We start from the raw sequence: 18,013 nt of genomic DNA, 5'->3' as shown, positions 1-18,013 counted from the left end.
AGCCGGTTCGGGGACACCAGCCTCAACTCCGGTCCCCAGCCCCACCCCGACGCCTGCTCCCACCCCTGGCAAGGGCCCGGCCTGCCCGGTGCTGCGGTGCACATCGGTCCTGGTCACCGGCGACATGCTGGTCCACACCCAGCTCTGGCAGCAGGCGCAGCAGGATGCGGCCGCAGCGGGGAAGCCCGGCTACGATTTCGGGCCGCTGCTGGAAGGGCAACGCCGGTACATCAACGGCAGCGACCTTGCCATCTGCCACCAGGAAACACCCGTGGCCGGTCCGGAAGGCCCGTTCTCGGCGTACCCGTCCTTCAACGTCCCGCCGCAGATCATCACAGCATCCAAGAATGTGGGGTACCAGGCATGCACCACAGCCAGCAACCACACCATCGACCGTGGCACGGACGGACTGCTGCGCACCCTTGATGCCCTCGATGCCGCCGGCCTTAAACACACTGGTTCCTACCGGACCGAAAATGAGTCCCAGGGGATCCTCATCATGCAGACGCCGGCTGCGAAGGTCGCGGTCATCGAGGCCGCCTACGGGCTCAACGGGCTGGTCCCGGACTACCCGTGGCAGGTGGACATGCTGGACGCCCCGGCCATGATTGCCAAGGCCGTGAAGGCGCGGGAACTCGGGGCCGACATCGTCCTGGGAGCGATGCATGCCGGGGAGGAGTATGCCAGCGAACCGAACGCCCAGCAGCAGGAGGTCGCCCATGCGCTGGTGGACAGCGGGCAGTTCAACCTGGTCTACGGACACCACACCCACTCGGTGCTGCCCATCGAAAACTACAAGGGCACCTGGATTGTGTACGGCCTCGGCAACGGCATCACCGAACTGTCACCGTGGTACGTGGTCAACAATGAGGGCCTGCTCGTCAGGGTGCAGTTTGGCCAGGACGCCGCCGGGAAGTGGTCAGCCACCGATATGGCGTGGGCTCCATCGGTAATGGTCCGAGACCCCTACCGCTGGTGCCCGGTAGCGGCCGACGCTCCGCAGGGGCCCTGCGCCGGCCCGGAAGCGGACGCCGCCACCAGGCAGCGGACCACCAGCGTGGTGGAATCCCGTGGAGCCGCAGCGGCGGGCGCCCACGAACTCCTGATCACCCGCGAGCCCTAAGCCGGCGCCAACGAAAGTGCCGGCGTCGGCTGTTGAAACAAAAACGGAATCAGCGCGGGCGGCGCGCCGCGTGCTCCCTGGCCAGCTCGGCGAAGCGGTCATCGGGCTGGCCCGGCTCGAACGTCCCGAATTTCCGCTCGGCAGCCGTCCGGATCAGGAAATCGGCAATCGCGGGGTTCTTCGGCAACAGCGATCCGTGCAGGTAACTCGCCACCACATTGCGGTACCGGGCGCCCTCATGGCCGTCGCTGCTGTTGTTCCCGGTGCCCCTGGCAACGGAGCCGAGGGGCCGCACCCCGCTGCCGAGCCTGGTCTGGCCGCTGTGGTTCTCGTAACCCAGGACTTCGCCGAACTCGGGCGTGGACACCTTGACATTCCCGATCAGGCGCTCGTCCGTGCCATGGGTTTCCACGTCCAGGACACCGATGCCGGGGATGACAGCTCCGGTGCGCGTCTTGAAGAAGTGTCCGAAAAGCTGGTACAGCCCGCAGATGACCAGCATCGGGGCGCCGTCCTCAGCGAGGTCCTTCAGTGTTGCCGCGCGGGCCTGCAGGTCGTCCTGGATGACCAGCTGACCGCTGTCCTGGCCGCCGCCGCCCACGATGATATCCACTGCGTCCGGGAAGGGATCGCCCACGTTGTACTCAAGCAGTTCCGGGGTGTAGCCGTGCCAGCGGAGCCGCTGCTGCATGACCAGGGCGTTACCCCAGTCGCCGTAGATGTTCATGTCCCGCGGATACAGCTGCACCACCCGGATGGTGCCCTTGCTACCGTTGACGGGATCCACGCCTGCCTGGCTCATGAGACAACCTCCACGGTGGTGATTTTGGACAGCTCGCGGCGGATCGCCAGCATGGCGGTGTAGGTGCAGAAAACGCGCTTGGGCTTGCCTTGGGCCTCCCTGATGAAGGCCGCGAGGGCGGGGGCGATCTCGGTGTCCACAGCGCCGATCCGGACGTCGTCGTACTGCAGGCGCAGGGCCATGTCGTAGGCGCGGGACCCGGTCACCTGGTCCACTCCGCCCGCGCGCAGGGAATCGAATTCCACATCCCACAGCCAGGACATGTCCCGGCCGTCGGCGTAGTTGTCATTGATGGCGATCATCGTGGCGTAGCCGCCGGCGGGAAAGGACTTCAGCCCCAGCCGGAAGCCGCTCGGGTTCTTCACCAGGACGAGGTCCAGCGGCTGCCCGTCCACGGTAAGGCTCTCACCCCGGCCAAACGCCGGCTCCACCTTGGACAGGGCCTCCAGCAAGGTGGCATGGTTCGCGGTGGCTGCGCCGCCGCCGCAAATACTGCGCGCAAGCGTCAGTGCCGCCGCGGCATTAAAGATGTTGTACACCCCGCGCAGTTTCATGCCCGTGGTGACAGTGCCGCCGTCGTACTCAAACTCAGCACTGTCCGCGCCTACCTTGCGGAGTACGACGTCGGCTGCGGGCTTCTCCGGCAGGACCGCCGGGGCGGGACTTCCGGGAGCGGCCCGCATGTCGTCGTCGTTGGGGAAGGTTCCCAGCAGGGAGTCATCGAGGCCGAAGTACTTGACCTCCTGCCCCGTCAGCGTTGCGGCGATCCGGGCAACGCGGGGATCCTCGCGGTTCAGTACCACTGTGCCCGTGGTTTTCGCGGCGATGTGCTGGAGCAGCTGGGCTGTTTTGTCGATCTCGCCGAACCGGTCCAGCTGGTCGCGCAGGACGTTCAGGAGGAGGCAGTAGCGCGGGGGCACGCTGTTGACGAAATGAACGGCGTGGGCCTCGTCCAGTTCCAGGACCGCGACGTCGGCGTCGAGCCGGCCGCGCCAGTCCACTTCGCCGAGCAGGGCCGCAGCCACGCCGCGGGTGAAGTTGCTGCCGGTGCGGTTGGTGAAAACCTTCAGGTCCTGGCTTTCCAGCAGTTCCACCACCATCTTGGTGGTGGTGGTTTTGCCGTTGGTGCCGCTGACGACGGCGACGCCGTGGGGGAGGGTGGTGAGTGTCCGCCGCATAAAGCCGGGATCGATTTTTTCGACCACCAGCCCCGGAAAGGCAGACCCGCCACCCCGGAGCCGGGAGGCGCGACGGACCAGCTTGCCGAGCGGAACACTGAAGGAGAACATAGTTCGAATATATCCCAGCAACGGCATACAGCTGCCGCTGGGGACGGCCTTGCGGACTGTGTGAAAGCGACTGCGCCGTATGCTGGATGGATGACAAATTCCCTTTCAGCGGCTTCCGCACGCGTTGGATCCGGTCTGAGGATCGGCGTGCTGGCGCTCCAAGGTGACTTCCGCGAACACCTCCGGGCCATCGAAGCGACCGGCGCGGAGGCGGTGGGAATCCGCCGCCCCAAGGAACTGGACGGCCTGGACGGCCTGGTTATTCCAGGGGGCGAATCCACCGCCATCGATAAGCTTGCCCGCGCCTTCGACCTGGCCGGGCCGCTCAAGGAACGCATCGCCGACGGCCTGCCGGTGTACGGGTCCTGCGCCGGGATGATCCTGCTGGCCTCTGACATCGCCGATCCGGCCACCGACCTCTCCGGAGCACCGCAGCAGACGTTCGGCGGACTGGACATCACGGTGCGCCGCAACGCGTTCGGCCGGCAGCGCGAGTCATTCGAGACGGACCTTGATTTCAAAGGGCTGGACTTCAGCGCCACGGAATCCGGGGTTCCGCCCGTCCACGCCGTCTTTATCCGCGGACCGTGGGTGGAGCGTGTGGGACCGGACGTCGAAATCCTGGCGCAGGTGGAGCCAGCTGATCCTGAACACGCGTCCCACGCGGTCCCGCTGCCCGGGACGGCTAGAATTGTTGCAGTGCGTTCAGGCCGGCTGCTGGCCACCTCCTTCCACCCGGAAGTGACGGGGGAGAAACGCGTACACGAACTTTTTATCCGCATGATCAGAGGAGAAGCGTAAAGCATGTCAGGCCACTCCAAATGGGCGACGACCAAGCACAAGAAGGCGATCATTGACAGCCGCCGCGCAAAGTCGTTCGCCAAGCTGATCAAGAACATCGAAGTTGCCGCACGCATGGGCGGCCCGGACCTCGCCGGCAACCCCGGCCTGGAACTGGCCGTGACCAAGGCGAAGAAGACCTCGGTTCCCAACGACAACATCGACCGTGCCATCAAGCGCGGCGCCGGCCTCACCGGTGAAGTGGTGGACTACACCGAAATCATGTACGAAGCCCGCGGCCCGCAGGGCTCCGCACTGCTGGTCGAGTGCCTTACGGACAACAAGAACCGTGCTGCTTCCGAGGTGCGCCTGGCCATTTCTCGTAACGGCGGCACCATCGCTGACCCCGGTTCCGTGAGCTACCTCTTCGCCCGCAAGGGTGTTGTTACGCTGCCGAAGAACGGCCTCAGCGAGGATGACGTCCTGATGGCAGTGCTGGACGCCGGCGCCGAGGAAGTCAAGGACAACGGCGAGACGTTCGAGATCCACTCCGAGCCCGGCGACCTGCAGGCCATCCGCGACGCCCTCAAGGAAGCCGGCATCGAGTACGACACCGACGAAGTGGAGTTCGTCCCCTCCATGCAGGTGGAGCTCGACGTCGACGGTGCCCGCAAGTTCCTCAAGCTTGCCGATGCACTCGAGGACCTCGACGACGTCCAGAACGTTTACAGCAACGCCGACCTCAGCGACGAAGTCCAGGCTGCCCTGGAATCAGAGTGACGTCCCGCGGTGCCTGCTGAACCCCCGCGCCCGTGACGCTGCGCGTACTCGGCGTCGACCCGGGACTGACCCGCTGCGGCATCGGCGTGGTGGACGTTGAGCGGAACAGGCGGGCCACCATGGTGGCCGTGGGCGTGGTGGGCACCTCGCCCGAGGAGACGCTGGACCAGCGCCTCCTGGTGATCGCCCTGGCCATCGACGAATGGCTGGACCGCTACGAGCCCCAGGTGCTCGCCGTCGAACGCGTCTTTTCCCAGCTCAACGTCAGCACGGTGATGGGCGTGGCCCAGGCGTCCGGCGTGGTGATCGCCGCCGCCGCGCGCCGCGGAATCCCGGTGGCGCTGCATACGCCGTCGGAAGTAAAAGCGGCCGTGACCGGCAGCGGCTCCTCCAACAAGGACGCGGTGACCAAGCTCGTCACCAAGATCCTCCGGCTCGATGCCCCGCCCCGGCCGGCTGACGCAGCAGACGCCCTGGCCCTGGCCATCACCCATGCGTGGCGTGCCGGCAGCGGCGCGGCAATTGCCACTACCGGCCCCGGCAGTTCTTCGCTGACTCCGGCCCAACGCGCATGGGCCGAGGCCGAGGCGAAAGTGCGGCGTGCCCGCTGATTGTCCTGGCTCCTTGCTAGGGTATTCGTAGATATGTTCGGATAGCCGGGCCCGCCTTCTTTCCAGATGGCGGCACGGCGGTACACCAGGAGCCCGGCCTTGATCAGTTTCCTTCGCGGAACCGTAGCGCACGTAGGCCTGTCCACGGCCGTGATCGATCTCAACGGTGCGGGCATGAGCGTTAACGCCACGCCGCAGACCCTCAGTAAGCTCCGCACGGGGGAGGAGGGCCAGCTGTTCACCTCCCTCATCGTGCGTGAGGACTCGCTCACGCTTTTTGGCTTCGCGTCCGACGACGAGCGGGAAGTTTTCGACATCCTGCTCAGTGTCAGCGGGGTGGGCCCCCGGCTGGCGCTGGCAGTCCTTGCGGTCCATGATCCGGAGGCCATCCGGGTGGCGGCACACACCGGCGACAGCAAAACCTTCACCAAAGTGCCAGGCATCGGTCCCAAGGTGGCCGGCAGGATCGTTTTGGAGCTCGCCGGAAAGCTGGTGCCGCACGGCACTGCCGCTTCAGCGGGTGCGCCTACCGCTGCGGAGGCCGCCTGGAAACCCCAGGTGGTTGCTGCGCTGACAAGCCTTGGCTGGTCCGAAAAGGATGCCTCCGCCAGCATCGACAAGGCGCTGGCGGACGATCCCGAGGTGTCCTTCCGCGGCAACGTGCCGGAAATCCTGCGGACCACGCTCCGCTGGCTCGGCCAGGACGGGGCGCGTGCCGGCAACCGCGTAGCCAGCCGTGGCTGAACCGTCACTGGTGGCCGCGGGGGAGGAGCCGGAGGAGCGGGCCATCGAGGCCGCCCTCCGGCCCAAGAACCTCGATGACTTTGTGGGCCAGCACCGGGTGCGGAAACAGTTGTCGCTGGTGCTGCAGGCCTCACGCATGCGCGGCCGGAGTGCGGACCACGTGCTTTTTTCGGGCCCGCCCGGGCTCGGAAAAACCACACTGGCCATGATTGTGGCTTCGGAGATGAACGCGCCTCTGCGGATCAGCAGCGGCCCCGCCATCCAGCACGCCGGAGACCTGGCCGCCATCCTGTCCTCCCTTTCCGAGGGTGAGGTCCTGTTCCTGGATGAAATCCACCGGATGTCCCGGCCGGCCGAAGAAATGCTCTACATGGCCATGGAGGACTTCCGGGTGGACATCGTGGTGGGCAAGGGTGCCGGTGCCACTGCCATTCCGCTCGAACTGCCGCCGTTCACCCTCGTCGGTGCCACCACCCGTGCGGGCCTCCTGCCGGGGCCGCTGCGTGACCGGTTCGGCTTCACCGGGCATCTGGAGTTCTATTCCGTTGCCGAGCTTGAGCTTGTCCTGCGGCGTTCCGCCGGGCTGTTGGACCTGAAGGTCAACTCTGCCGGATTCAGCGAGATCGCCGGCCGCTCCCGCGGCACGCCGCGTATCGCCAACAGGCTGCTGCGCCGGGTCCGTGACTGGGCTCTGGTGCACGGCATCGAACAGATTGATGCACGGGCAGCCTCCGCGGCCCTGGATATGTATGAAGTGGATAAGAAGGGGCTCGACCGGCTGGACCGGTCGGTCCTGGAAGCGCTGATTACCAAGTTCGGCGGCGGCCCGGTGGGCCTGTCCACCCTGGCCATCGCCGTCGGCGAAGAAACTGAGACCGTCGAGACGGTGGCCGAGCCCTTCCTGGTGCGCGAGGGGCTGCTGGGCCGTACGCCGCGGGGAAGGATCGCCATGGCCCCCGCCTGGACCCACCTCGGCTATGCCATCCCGTCCGGCGTTTTCGGGCAGGAGCCGCTGGACCTTTTCGATACGGCTGCGCAAGATGAGTCCGACGGCACCGACAACTGGGCCCCGCAAAGCCGGTAGCAGGCTCCCTTCAGCTTTTCCCTTTAGACTGGTATGACGCTCGGCACGTTCGGGTCTTTGTTTCGCGGGCTGCACACGCTGCCTGCGTCGCTGGGGAAGGAACCCGTCAGGCCTCTGCCTGCCTGACTGTTCTGCCCCGGCCGGAGCGAAGCCGATGTTGCTGGAAAATCAGCTAGGCAAATAAAAGGACGGAATTCCCCTTGGATCCAATGTCAATTCTCCTGTTCGTCATGCTCGGCGTGTTCATCTTCATGATGTTCCGCCGCAACAAGAAGACGCAGCAGCAGCAGGCGGAACTCCAGTCGAAGTTCGGCCCGGGCGTCGACGTGATGACCAGCTTCGGCCTCTACGGCCGGATCGTGGACATCGACGAAGCCGAGAACAAGGTCACCCTTGAACTTTCCCCCGGCAATCTCGCCACCGTACACCGCCAGGCCGTCACCAAGATTGTTGAGCCCGCTGCTGTGCCCGAGGCCGCCGCGCCGGCCGTCCCGGATGATGCCTCCTCCATCACAGGGCAGGAAATCCCCGCAGCGGAAACGGGAACCCCGGCCCAGCCGGCCGAGACTCCCGACGAGACCCTGAAGCGCCTCAATGACGAGGGCAAGAAGGACAACTAGTCCCCTGTTAGCGCTTTTCAACACCTCTACGGCTGCGGAATACCGCCAGTGCCGGTAAAACCAGGCACCGGCGGTTCCTGACGTGAATAAGAGAAAGATCAACAATGGCACGAACTGGCCCTAAGAAACCAGGCCTCAGGGTCCTGGTCTGGCTCGGCGTCATCATCGTCGCGCTGACTGCTGTCCTGGCGGGCGGCACCCTGGCCGGGAAGGCAAGCTGGGCGCCCAAGCTGGCCCTGGACCTCGAAGGCGGCACCCAGATGATCCTGGCGCCCAAGGTTGAGGGCGGTTCGGACATCAACGAAGAACAGCTCAACCAGGCTGTGGCGATCATCCGCCAGCGCGTGGACGGCTCCGGTGTTGCCGAAGCCGAGATCAGCACCCAGTCCGGGCGCAATGTTGTGGTCAGCCTTCCGGGCACCCCTTCAAGCCAGACGCGCGACCTCATCCAGGCCTCCGCGGACATGAACTTCCGTCCCGTCCTGCTTAACGGGGCAGGCGCGGCCGTCCCGGAGGAGTCGCGGGCACCGGAAGACCAGCTGCCGAAGCCGACGGCGGAACCCGCCAACAGCAGCGACACGAACTGGATCACGCCGGAAATCTACCGCCAGTTCGAAGCCCTCGACTGCGACAACCCCTCCCAGGACAAGCAGGAACGCTCAGACCCGGCCAAGCCGCTGGTCACCTGTGAGCCTGCATCCGGGAACAACCCCGCGATCAAGTACATCCTGGGTCCGGTAGAGGTCAAGGGCAGCAACATCGTCACCTCCTCCTTCCAGCTCCAGCAGGGTGCGCAGGGTGCCGTTACGAACGAATGGGCAGTCAACATCCAGTTCGACGGCGAAGGCACCAGTAAGTTCAAAGAGGTCACCGAACGCCTGAACCAGTTCTACGTGGCTGCCGGCGGGCAATCGGGCAACGACCCCAAGGCGCAGTTTGCCATCGTGCTCGATGACCAGGTCATTTCCGCTCCCCGTTCGCTTGCCGTCATCACCGACGGCCGCCCCCAGATCACTGGCGGCTTCACCGAACAGACGGCCAAGGCGCTCTCGGACCAGCTCCGGTTCGGTGCCCTCCCCATCAGCTTCGAGATTCAAAGCGAGCAGCAGATTTCCGCCACCCTCGGTGGTGAACAGCTGCGCATGGGCCTCCTCGCGGGCCTGATCGGCCTGCTCCTGGTGGTGGTCTACTCGCTGTTCCAGTACCGGGCCCTTGGTTTCGTGACCATCGCCTCGCTGGTGGTCGCCGGCATCCTGACCTACCTGGCTATCGCCATCCTGGGCTGGACGGAAAACTACCGGCTGTCCCTGGCAGGCGTAGCGGGCATCATCGTTGCCATCGGCCAGACTGCGGACTCGTTCATCGTCTACTTCGAACGCATCCGCGATGAGCTCCGTGAAGGGCGCGGGCTGGTGTCCGCCGTCGAAAACGGCTGGAAGCGTGCCAAGCGGACCGTCCTGGCCTCGAAGGCTGTCAACCTGCTGGCGGCACTGGTCCTGTACTTCGTGGCCGTCGGCAACGTGCGCGGCTTCGCCTTCACCTTGGGCTTGACCGCGATCGCTGACCTCATCGTGGTGTTTATGTTCACCCACCCGACGCTGCAACTGCTGGCCCGCACCCGGTTCTTCGGTGAAGGACACAGGTTCTCCGGCCTCGACCCCAAGCGCCTCGGCGCAGTTCCGCTGTACCGCGGCGCGGGCCGCCTCCGCACACCCGAAGACCGGCCCGCCGTTGCAGTCAGAGCCAAGAATGCAGGCGCCACGGCCGAGGCCGAACGCCGAATGACCATTGCCGAGCGCCGACTGGCGCAGAAGCAGGCGGAGCTGGCCGGCTCCTCGAAGTCTGCTGCGAAGGAGAACAAGTAATGCCAAGCTTCGCGACTTTCGGTAATGAGCTCTACACCGGCAAGCGCTCCTACAACTTCGTAGGGGCCAAGAAGATCTGGTTCATCATCGCGGCCGTGGCCGTTGCCCTGTCCATCCTCATCCCGGTGGCCAAGGGCGGCTTCAACCTCGGTATTGAATTCCGGGGCGGATCCGAGTTCACGGTCTCGAACGTCAAGAGTACGGACGCCACGGTAGGCGAGGAGGCCGTCACCAGTGTGGTGGCCGGCAGCGTGCCACGCGTCGCCAATGTGGCCGGGACCACCATGCGGATCCAGACCGACAAACTCACCGACGATGAAACCCTTCGCATCAAAGAGGGCCTGACCACGGCTTACGGAGTCACGGACAACGAGGTGACCTCGACCTTTGTGGGACCCACCTGGGGTGCTGACGTCACCAAGCAGGCGCTGCTCGGCCTGGTGATTTTTGTGCTCCTTGCCGCGGTGCTGATGGCGTTGTACTTCCGCACCTGGAAGATGTCGCTCTCGGCCATTGCGGGCATGGTGGTGACCATGTTCGTAACAGCCGGAGTGTACGCGCTCAGCGACTTCGAAGTGACCCCGTCAGCGATTATCGGGTTCCTCACCGTCCTGAGCTACTCGCTCTATGACACGGTGGTGGTGTTCGACAAGATCCGTGAGAATACGGCTGAGCTTGACGCATCAACACGGCGCACTTTCGCGGAGGAAGTCAACCTGGCCGTGAACCAGACCCTGGTCCGTTCGATCAACACCATGATGGTGGCCATCCTTCCGGTCGGCGCCATCTTGTTCATCGGTGCCGGACTCCTGGGCGCGGGAACGCTGCGCGACCTCTCGCTTGCCCTGTTCGTTGGCATCCTGATCGGCACTGCGGCCACCATTTTCGTTGCCGCTCCGATGTATGCCTGGCTGCGGCAGAACGAGCCGGACCTCGTCAGGCAGGCCAAGCGAGTCGAGCAGCGCCGTGCTAGTGCTGAGCGTTCCGCGGCTCCGGCGGAGCCCGCCCAGGCCTAGGTTTTTCGCAGGGGCCGGACGGTGTCAGAATCCTGACGCCGTCCGGCCCTGGCTGTTTTAAGAGCCGGTTATAAAACTCCTTCGGGTGAGGAATAGACTGGGGTAATTAAACGGTCATGAGGGGTGCTTCATTGGAAGAACGTTCTGCGTCGCTGCCGACGGCACAAGGAGATCAGGGTCCGGCCGGTGTGCAGACCGGCCAGGCTGCTTCCGCGCGCGCAGGTTCGTTGGTCCCGGTGGACAACTCCGGTTCCCGCCCCACTTTTCCCGGCCGCCGGGAACGCACCAGGTCACGGCTCGCCCGGCTGACAGGCCGGAGTGCCGCAAACTATTCACCCATCCTCGAACCACTGCTGAGGACGGTCCGGGCCAACAATCCCAAAGAGGATTTTGACCTCATCCAGCGCGCGTTCGACGTCGCGGAACGGAGCCATCGCGGGCAGAAACGCAAGAGCGGTGACCCCTACATCACCCACCCGGTGGCTGTGGCCACCATCCTCGCCGAGCTGGGACTCAGTGGAACCACCCTGGCAGCGGCTCTGCTGCATGACACCGTCGAGGACACGCCGTACACACTCGCTGACCTGAAGCGTGACTTCGGTCCGGAAGTGGCGATGCTCGTTGACGGTGTGACCAAGCTGGACAAAGTCAGCTTCGGCGAAGCGGCACAGTCCGAGACAGTCCGCAAGATGGTTGTGGCCATGGCCAAGGACATCCGGGTGCTGATGATCAAACTCGCCGACCGGCTCCACAACGCCCGCACGTGGCGCTTCGTTTCAGCCGAATCTTCGGCACGAAAAGCGCGCGAAACCCTCGAAATCTTTGCCCCGCTGGCGCACCGGCTGGGCATGAACACCATCAAATGGGAACTGGAAGACCTGTCCTTCGCGGCGCTCTACCCCAAGGTGTACGAAGAGATCGTCCGGATGGTGGGGGACCGGACTCCGGAGCGCGAGAAGAGCCTGGGCGTCATCCGGGACCAGATTACTGAAGACCTCCGCACGGCCAAGATCAAGGCAACCATCACCGGCCGGCCCAAGCACTACTACTCGATTTACCAGAAGATGATTGTCCGCGACAAGGACTTCGACGACATCAATGACCTCATGGGTGTCCGTGTCCTGGTGGACTCCGTCCGGGACTGTTACGCAGCCCTCGGCACCATGCACTCGCGCTGGAACCCGCTGCCCGGCAGGTTCAAGGACTACATCGCGATGCCCAAATTCAACATGTACCAGTCCCTGCACACCACGGTGATCGGTCCTGGCGGCAAGCCGGTGGAAATCCAGATCCGGACGCATGAGATGCACCGACGCGCCGAGTACGGTGTCGCCGCGCACTGGAAGTACAAGGACCAGCCCAACCGTACCGCGGTCGGCCCCGGAAGCCCGCGCGACGGCGACATGGGCTGGCTGCGGTCCCTGGTGGACTGGCAGCAGGAAACCTCCGACCCGGGGGAGTTCCTCGATTCCCTGCGGTTCGAGATCAACGCGCGGGAAGTTTTCGTCTTCACCCCCAAGGGCGAAGTCATGGCCCTGCCGGCCGGATCCACCCCTGTGGACTTCGCCTACGCTGTCCATACCGAGGTGGGTCACCGGACCATCGGCGCCCGGGTTAATGGAAAGCTCGTTCCGCTCAACAGCGAGTTGAACCACGGCGACTGGGTGGAGATCTTCACCTCCAAGGCTGAAGGAGCAGGGCCCAGCCAGGACTGGCAGCACTTCGTCAAGAGCGCCCGGGCCCGCAACAAGATCCGGCAGTGGTTCAGCAAGGAACGCCGTGAAGAGGCGATCGACCGCGGCAAGGAACTCCTGACCCGTGCCATGCGGAAACAGAACCTGCCCCTGCAGCGCCTGATGACGCATGAGGCGCTGGCCGCAGTGGCAGAGGACTTCAAGTACGTTGACATCTCCGGGTTGTACGCGGGAGTGGGGGACGGGCATACCTCCGCCCAGGCGGTCATGGAGAAGCTCGTCGAGAGCCTTGGCGGGAACGAAAGTACCGACGACGACATCACCGAAGTCAGCATCCCCACGCAGGTTACGAAGGCAAAGTTCTCCGACTCCGGTGTTGTGGTCCGTGGCGTGGGCGACGTCTGGGTGAAGCTGGCCCGCTGCTGTACGCCTGTTCCTCCGGACCCGATCCTCGGGTTTGTGACGAGAGGCTCGGGCGTGTCCGTGCACCGGACGGACTGCACCAACATCTCCGACCTGAAGGACCAGCCGGACCGGATCGTTGATGTGGATTGGGCGCCCACGCAGTCCAGTGTGTTCCTGGTGGAGATCCAGGTGGAGGCGCTGGACCGCAAATCGCTGCTCTCCGACGTCACACGCGTGCTCTCCGAGAACCACGTCAACATCCTGGCAGCCAGCGTCCATACCTCCAGCGACCGCGTTGCCATTTCAAAGTTCGCCTTCGAGATGGGTGACCCCAAGTACCTGCACCACGTCCTGAGTGCTGTCCGCCGGATTGACGGTGTTTTCGACGTCTACCGCACCACGGGGAACAAGCGCCGGAACTAGCTGCGCCAGCTTTTCCAGTGCCGCCCTTTTGTGGGGGACCCGGGGGCTGGCCTCGATGGCCAGGATCAGCAACCGCAGGCGCACATCGTTCTGCGGGCGCGCCAGCAAACTTTCGAGGGTGGGGATGGCCCGCTCCGCCTCTACATGCAGGGCTACGTCAAGCGCAGTGCGCAGCGGACTGGAGACCATCAAACCGCCCAGGCTGACAACATCGAACGGCCCGAGCTTCACTTCGTGCAGGCTGCAGCCCCGGGTGTTGCGCAGGCTCGAAACACGGCGCTTGGCATCAACCAGCAGTGCCAACCGGTCTGGTTCGGCCGCGCAGCCATAGATCCAGGCCGCCGTCATCCGCCCGGCCACTACCCGTTGGCGCACGGCTGCCGGAACCGCTCCAGCGGCTGCCCGTGCCCGGAGTTGCGGGGTGGCCGTGCTTCCAGGCAGCGCGTAACCGTGCTGATGGAACCGGGTCAGCAGGCCGTCGGCGGCCAGCGCCTGAAGCTCCGGGAAGGCAAACGGCATGCCCGGAGCATAAAGCTCGGGGAAGCGCGGCAGTGGTTCCGGGCTGGAGGAGGAATCCGCGCCGTGGGCGGCGGCGGGAGGTGCCGTGGGTGTCGCCATCCACCCATCCTGCCCCGATGGCGTTAACCGGCACAGGCCCGGTTCCGGTTATGTGGATAACCGGAACCGGGCCTGCATTGACAAACAGCCGGCGCGAAAAGGGCTAGGACAATTCGCTGGCAGACCGCTGGATCTGGTCCAGCCAGGCCTGGCGTGCTTCCAGGGCTTCCTGGGCTGCCTTGATCTTGCGCTGGTCACCGGTCTTTTCGGCCGTCGCGAGGTCTTCCTGGAGCCCCGCGATGGCGGATTCCAGCTGTGACAGGGCGCTGTTGGTGCGTGCCTTCCGCTCCGGGTTGGACCGCTGCCACTGTTCTTCCTCGGCGTGGCGGACTGCGTCCTCCACCTTCCGCAGCCCGGCCTCAACGCGTCCCATGTCCGCGCGCGGGACCTTGCCGGCCTCTTCCCAGCGGTCCCGGATCGACTGCAGGGCCTTCTTGGCAGCAGTCAGGTCCTTCACCGGGAGAATGCCGTTGGCTTCGGTCAGGAGCGCTTCCTTGACCGTGAGGTTGGAGGCATATTCCTGGTCGATCTCATCATTTGCGGCCTGGCGCGCCGTGAAGAAGGCATCCTGGGCGGCGCGGAACCGGGCCCAGAGGGCGTCGTCGTCCTTGCGGCTGGCCCGCGGGGAGGCCTTCCACTGATCCATCAGGCGCCGGTACTCGCCGGCGGCGAATCCCCAGTCGGTGGAGGTGGACAAGGCTTCGGCCTCGGCGATCAGCTTTTCCTTGGCTGACTTGGCAGCAGAGTTGTTACTGTCCAGCTGCGAGAAGTAGGCGCGGCGGTGACGGTCAAAAACAGTGCGGGCGGCACGGAACCGCTTCCACAGGGCGTCCTCGTTGCTTCGGCCCAGGCGGACTCCGCTCTTCTGGGCAGTCTTCCAGCTCTCGAACAGCTCGTTCATCCGGGCGCTGGAGGTCTTCCACTGCGTTTGGGTGGGATCCTGGCCGGAGATTTCCTCGGCTTCGGCAACGATGGCCTCGCGGGCAGCGAGCTCGGAGGCGCGGACGGCGTCATGCTCGGCCTTCTCCGCCTTTTCGAGTTCAGCGATCTGCGTGGACAACGCATCGAGCCGTGCCTCGGCAGACCTAAGGTCTCCCACCATGTTGCGCTCGGCGAGCTGCTCACGCAGGTGCGTGACGGTCTTTTGCATGTCGGTGCTGGGGGCCTTTGAGCTGACGCGCTGTTCGAGCAGCACGATCTGGGCCACCACATCGTCATATTTCCGCGCGAAGTACGCCAGCGCCTCGTCGTCACTGACCCCCGGGTACTGGCCCACGGGGTGTTCCGCGCCGTCGATGGTCAAAAAGACGTGTCCATCGCCCTCTACGCGGCCCCACTTCGACGCTTCTGCCAGCGACGTTGCCGGCGCTGCGGGAACCGCTGCTGCAGCAGGTGCAGCGGCAGGCTTGGGGCGGGACGCGAAGGCGGCCGGAGAAGGTGCCGGGCGGGGTGCCGGTGCCGGGGAAGTGCTTTCCGGGGCATTGCTTTCCTCGGCTGGGCCCTCACTGGCGCCGCTTTCCGGGGCATTCTCCACGGGAGCTTCCGTTACGGGATCGCTGGCTGCAGGTGCAACTTCCTCGGCGGCGGGTGCCGCCGTCCCGGTCAGGTCTGTTGCTGTTTCGTCGGATTTCTGACTGTCTGTCACCGCTAAAAGTCTTTCGCTTGGAGGAAAATACTCAGGTCCTGCACCGCAGCCTCAGGGGCCGGGCTTCCTACTTCAGAGAAAACGAGTCTATCGTGACTGGTTCCACAGGTGCGCCGTCTGTGTCGCTGCTGCCCGGTGTAATCCCGGCTGCAGCTATATTCGACACCACATCAAGCCCGGAAGTCACTCTTCCCACCACGGTGTAGCCCCCTGCGCTGTCCGCCGGGATGACCGTGTCCTTGTACACGATGAAGAACTGTTTCCCGTTTCCGAAGGCGTTGTTTCCGGTGCGTGCCACGGCGATGGTTCCGGCCGGATAGGTATTGTCGGCGGGCGTGTTTTCGAGGGGACCCCAGGTGTAGGTTGGATCCCCCTCCCCGTTGGGTCCGGATGCGCCGCATTGAAGCAGCCCGAAGGTATCGCCGGTGGTGAGGCGGTGGCAGGTTTTGGCATTGAAGTAGCCTTCGTCGCTGAGCGATTTGAAAACAGCGGCAGCCTGCGGTGCTTTCGTCCCGTCCAGCTCCACTGCAAGGGAGCTCCCGTTCAGGACCAGGTCGCCGGTGAAGGTCTTTCCGTCGGCCGTTTCCGCAGCAGGAATGTTGGGACTGTTGGTCGCCGGCGCGGACGGGCTTGTGGAGGCAGACGGGCTGGAGAGCCCTGCCTCGGCGGCGGCGAACTCCTCCTCGGTGGGATTACCGGCGAAAGCGGTCAGCTGAAGGACGACGGCGAGCACCACGGCGGCGGTTCCGGCACCGGCGGCGATCAAGTTGTCGCGCCTGCGCCGCTTCTCCTGTTCCCGGCGCAGCTCGCGCTTGGCTTCCATCTGCTGAATGCGCCGCCTTGCTTCGCGGGCACTGCGTGAACTGGCCGCCAAGGGTCCTCCTTATTGTCGGGCTGCTGCGCCCCGCGGCACGGGCCCCGGGCGCAGGTGTCTGACGGCCAAGCCCTGACGCGTCCGCTGCATTAGAGATGCTGGCGGATGACGCATAAACTGACTGCCGCACATAGTTTATGCATGACTGGCTGGACTGCCGCCGTTCCAGGCCCGTTTCGGGCCGCGCAAGTCCCAGGCACCCTTATCAAGAGGAGAAAATCCACCATGGCACGCACCGCCTCCCTGTCCGGATTCCCCGAGTGGCTTCCCGAGGAGCGGCTGGTGGAGCTGCACGTGCTGGATACGCTGCGCCGGGTTTTCGAGCTGCACGGCTTCGCTTCCATTGAAACGCGGGCGGTTGAAACCGTGGGGCAGTTGCTGCGCAAGGGCGAAATCGATAAGGAAGTGTACGGTCTCAGCCGGCTCCAGGAGGACGAGAGCGAGAACCCCGTTAAAGGCGGCAAAGCCGATCCACAAGCGCTTGCACTCCACTTTGACCTGACCGTTCCGTTCGCCCGCTATGTGGTGGAGAACGCCGGCTACCTCGCCTTCCCGTTCCGCCGTTACCAGATCCAGAAGGTCTGGCGCGGTGAGCGCCCGCAGGAGGGCCGCGCCCGTGAATTCACGCAGGCGGACATCGACGTGGTGGGGGACGGCGACCTGCCGTTCCGCTATGACGTCGAAATCGCGCTGGTCATTGCAGAGGCCCTCAGCGCCCTTCCCATCCCTGACTTCCGGCTCCGGATCAACAACCGCAAACTCGCAGAGGGCTTCTACCGCGGCATCGGCCTGGACGATACGGCCGGCGTGCTGCGCAGCATTGACAAACTCGAGAAGGTCGGTCCCGCAAAGGTCGCCGAACTGCTGAAAGCTGAACTGGGTGCAACCGACGAGCAGGCGCAGAAGGCTCTGGAGCTGGCCGGAATACGTACCGAGGACACGTCCTTCGTGGAACAGGTGCGCGCCTTGGGCGTCAGCAATGAGCTGCTTGAAGAAGGCCTGAATGAGTTGGAGCAGGTCATCGAGGCTGCTGTCCAGCGGGCCCCCGGCAAGGTGCTGGCCGATCTCAGTATCGCCCGTGGCCTGGACTACTACACCGGCACAGTGGTGGAAACGGTGCTGGTGGGCCATGAACAGCTCGGCTCCATCTGCTCGGGCGGCCGCTACGACGCATTGGCCTCCAAGGGCAACCGGAAGTTCCCCGGGGTAGGTCTTTCAATCGGCGTTACACGGTTGGTATCACGCATCCTCAGCCAGGACCTGGCCAAGGCGTCGCGCTCAGTTCCCACCGCCGTGCTCGTCTCCCTGACCAATGACGGGAGCTGGAGTGCCGCGCAGGACGTCGCGGCACAGCTCCGCAGCCGTGGAATTCCCACGGAGGTGGCAGCCAAGGCGGAGAAATTCGGCAAGCAGATCAAGTTCGCCGACCGCCGCGGCATCCCCTTCGTCTGGTTCACCGACGACGACGGCACGCACCAGGTCAAGGACATCCGCACCGGCGAGCAGGTAGTGGCATTCCCCGAGACCTGGACCCCGCCGGCGGAGGATTTGGCTGTCCAGGTTGCGTCGACGGCTGCGGTGGCTTCCGCAGTCTAGGACAGTTCCCAGCCGCTGAAGCTTTCGTCTTAGCAGCCGTTCTC

16 protein-coding genes are annotated in these 18,013 nt (G+C 64.9%); 11 read left to right on the top strand and 5 right to left on the bottom strand.

Features of this window, described 5'->3' with window-relative positions:
* Positions 1-1,123: CapA family protein (locus FNL14_RS09045; protein WP_255470752.1), on the top strand; the 1,123-nt coding region annotated here is incomplete at its 5' end.
* A gap of 49 nt (positions 1,124-1,172) precedes the next feature.
* Here the strand turns inward: FNL14_RS09045 and FNL14_RS09040 are convergent.
* Together FNL14_RS09040 and FNL14_RS09035 are read right to left on the bottom strand one after the other, a co-directional pair.
* Positions 1,173-1,925: a type 1 glutamine amidotransferase gene (locus FNL14_RS09040; RefSeq protein ID WP_142059360.1), complete on the bottom strand. Its 753-nt coding sequence runs from the start codon at positions 1,923-1,925 to the stop codon at positions 1,173-1,175.
* The gene (locus FNL14_RS09035) at positions 1,922-3,214 is read right to left on the bottom strand and encodes a Mur ligase family protein (protein WP_181762577.1); all 1,293 of its coding nucleotides are present in this window, start codon (positions 3,212-3,214) and stop codon (positions 1,922-1,924) included. Before FNL14_RS09035 ends, FNL14_RS09040 begins: the two co-directional genes overlap by 4 nt.
* A gap of 90 nt (positions 3,215-3,304) precedes the next feature.
* Between FNL14_RS09035 and pdxT the strand changes: the two genes are divergently transcribed.
* The 9 genes from pdxT to FNL14_RS08990 all read left to right on the top strand — a co-directional run bounded on the left by pdxT (position 3,305) and on the right by FNL14_RS08990 (position 13,236).
* Positions 3,305-4,015: a pyridoxal 5'-phosphate synthase glutaminase subunit PdxT gene (gene pdxT, locus FNL14_RS09030; protein ID WP_142059356.1), complete on the top strand. Its 711-nt coding sequence runs from the start codon at positions 3,305-3,307 to the stop codon at positions 4,013-4,015.
* Between the two features lie 3 nt (positions 4,016-4,018).
* A complete protein-coding gene (locus tag FNL14_RS09025; RefSeq protein WP_091419830.1) occupies positions 4,019-4,774 on the top strand; it encodes a YebC/PmpR family DNA-binding transcriptional regulator in 756 nt (251 codons plus the stop codon).
* Between the two features lie 32 nt (positions 4,775-4,806).
* Entirely contained in the window at positions 4,807-5,385 is a 579-nt protein-coding gene (ruvC, locus tag FNL14_RS09020; protein ID WP_091419831.1) for a crossover junction endodeoxyribonuclease RuvC, read from the top strand.
* Positions 5,386-5,484: 99 nt separating this feature from the next.
* Complete coding sequence (ruvA, locus tag FNL14_RS09015) at positions 5,485-6,129, top strand: Holliday junction branch migration protein RuvA (protein ID WP_142059354.1); 645 nt, start codon at positions 5,485-5,487, stop codon at positions 6,127-6,129.
* On the top strand, positions 6,122-7,213 hold the full coding sequence (gene ruvB, locus FNL14_RS09010; RefSeq protein WP_142059352.1) for a Holliday junction branch migration DNA helicase RuvB: 1,092 nt from the start codon (positions 6,122-6,124) through the stop codon (positions 7,211-7,213). Before ruvA ends, ruvB begins: the two co-directional genes overlap by 8 nt.
* Before the next feature lie 209 nt (positions 7,214-7,422).
* A complete protein-coding gene (gene yajC, locus FNL14_RS09005) occupies positions 7,423-7,833 on the top strand; it encodes a preprotein translocase subunit YajC (protein ID WP_091419836.1) in 411 nt (136 codons plus the stop codon).
* A 104-nt stretch (positions 7,834-7,937) separates the two neighbouring features.
* Positions 7,938-9,698 carry a protein translocase subunit SecD gene (gene secD / locus FNL14_RS09000; RefSeq protein WP_091419838.1) on the top strand — a complete coding sequence of 587 codons (1,761 nt, stop codon included), beginning with the start codon at positions 7,938-7,940 and terminating at the stop codon, positions 9,696-9,698.
* Positions 9,698-10,714 carry a protein translocase subunit SecF gene (secF, locus tag FNL14_RS08995; protein WP_091419839.1) on the top strand — a complete coding sequence of 339 codons (1,017 nt, stop codon included), beginning with the start codon at positions 9,698-9,700 and terminating at the stop codon, positions 10,712-10,714. Before secD ends, secF begins: the two co-directional genes overlap by 1 nt.
* Positions 10,715-10,845: 131 nt before the next feature.
* Positions 10,846-13,236 carry a bifunctional (p)ppGpp synthetase/guanosine-3',5'-bis(diphosphate) 3'-pyrophosphohydrolase gene (locus FNL14_RS08990; protein ID WP_142059349.1) on the top strand — a complete coding sequence of 797 codons (2,391 nt, stop codon included), beginning with the start codon at positions 10,846-10,848 and terminating at the stop codon, positions 13,234-13,236.
* Here FNL14_RS08990 and FNL14_RS08985 read toward each other — a convergent pair.
* The 3 genes from FNL14_RS08985 to FNL14_RS08975 all read right to left on the bottom strand — a co-directional run bounded on the left by FNL14_RS08985 (position 13,117) and on the right by FNL14_RS08975 (position 16,373).
* A complete protein-coding gene (locus tag FNL14_RS08985; protein ID WP_181762576.1) occupies positions 13,117-13,854 on the bottom strand; it encodes a type IV toxin-antitoxin system AbiEi family antitoxin in 738 nt (245 codons plus the stop codon). The two genes, FNL14_RS08990 and FNL14_RS08985, sit on opposite strands and share 120 nt — an antisense overlap.
* Before the next feature lie 103 nt (positions 13,855-13,957).
* Complete coding sequence (locus tag FNL14_RS08980) at positions 13,958-15,499, bottom strand: DUF349 domain-containing protein (protein ID WP_142059347.1); 1,542 nt, start codon at positions 15,497-15,499, stop codon at positions 13,958-13,960.
* Between the two features lie 67 nt (positions 15,500-15,566).
* Positions 15,567-16,373 carry a peptidylprolyl isomerase gene (locus FNL14_RS08975; RefSeq protein WP_142059345.1) on the bottom strand — a complete coding sequence of 269 codons (807 nt, stop codon included), beginning with the start codon at positions 16,371-16,373 and terminating at the stop codon, positions 15,567-15,569.
* A 225-nt stretch (positions 16,374-16,598) separates the two neighbouring features.
* On the opposite strand from FNL14_RS08975, the gene hisS reads away from it, so the two are divergent.
* Positions 16,599-17,969 (top strand): histidine--tRNA ligase, encoded by a 1,371-nt coding sequence (hisS, locus tag FNL14_RS08970; RefSeq protein ID WP_142059343.1) that lies wholly within the window; start codon positions 16,599-16,601, stop codon positions 17,967-17,969.
* Positions 17,970-18,013: the final 44 nt, after the last annotated feature.

The organism is Pseudarthrobacter sp. B4EP4b (assembly GCF_006680095.1).
Classification (GTDB): Bacteria; Actinomycetota; Actinomycetes; order Actinomycetales; family Micrococcaceae; genus Arthrobacter.
The sequence above is the reverse complement of the archived record's forward strand: the minus strand, read 5'-3'. Positions and strand labels throughout refer to the sequence as shown.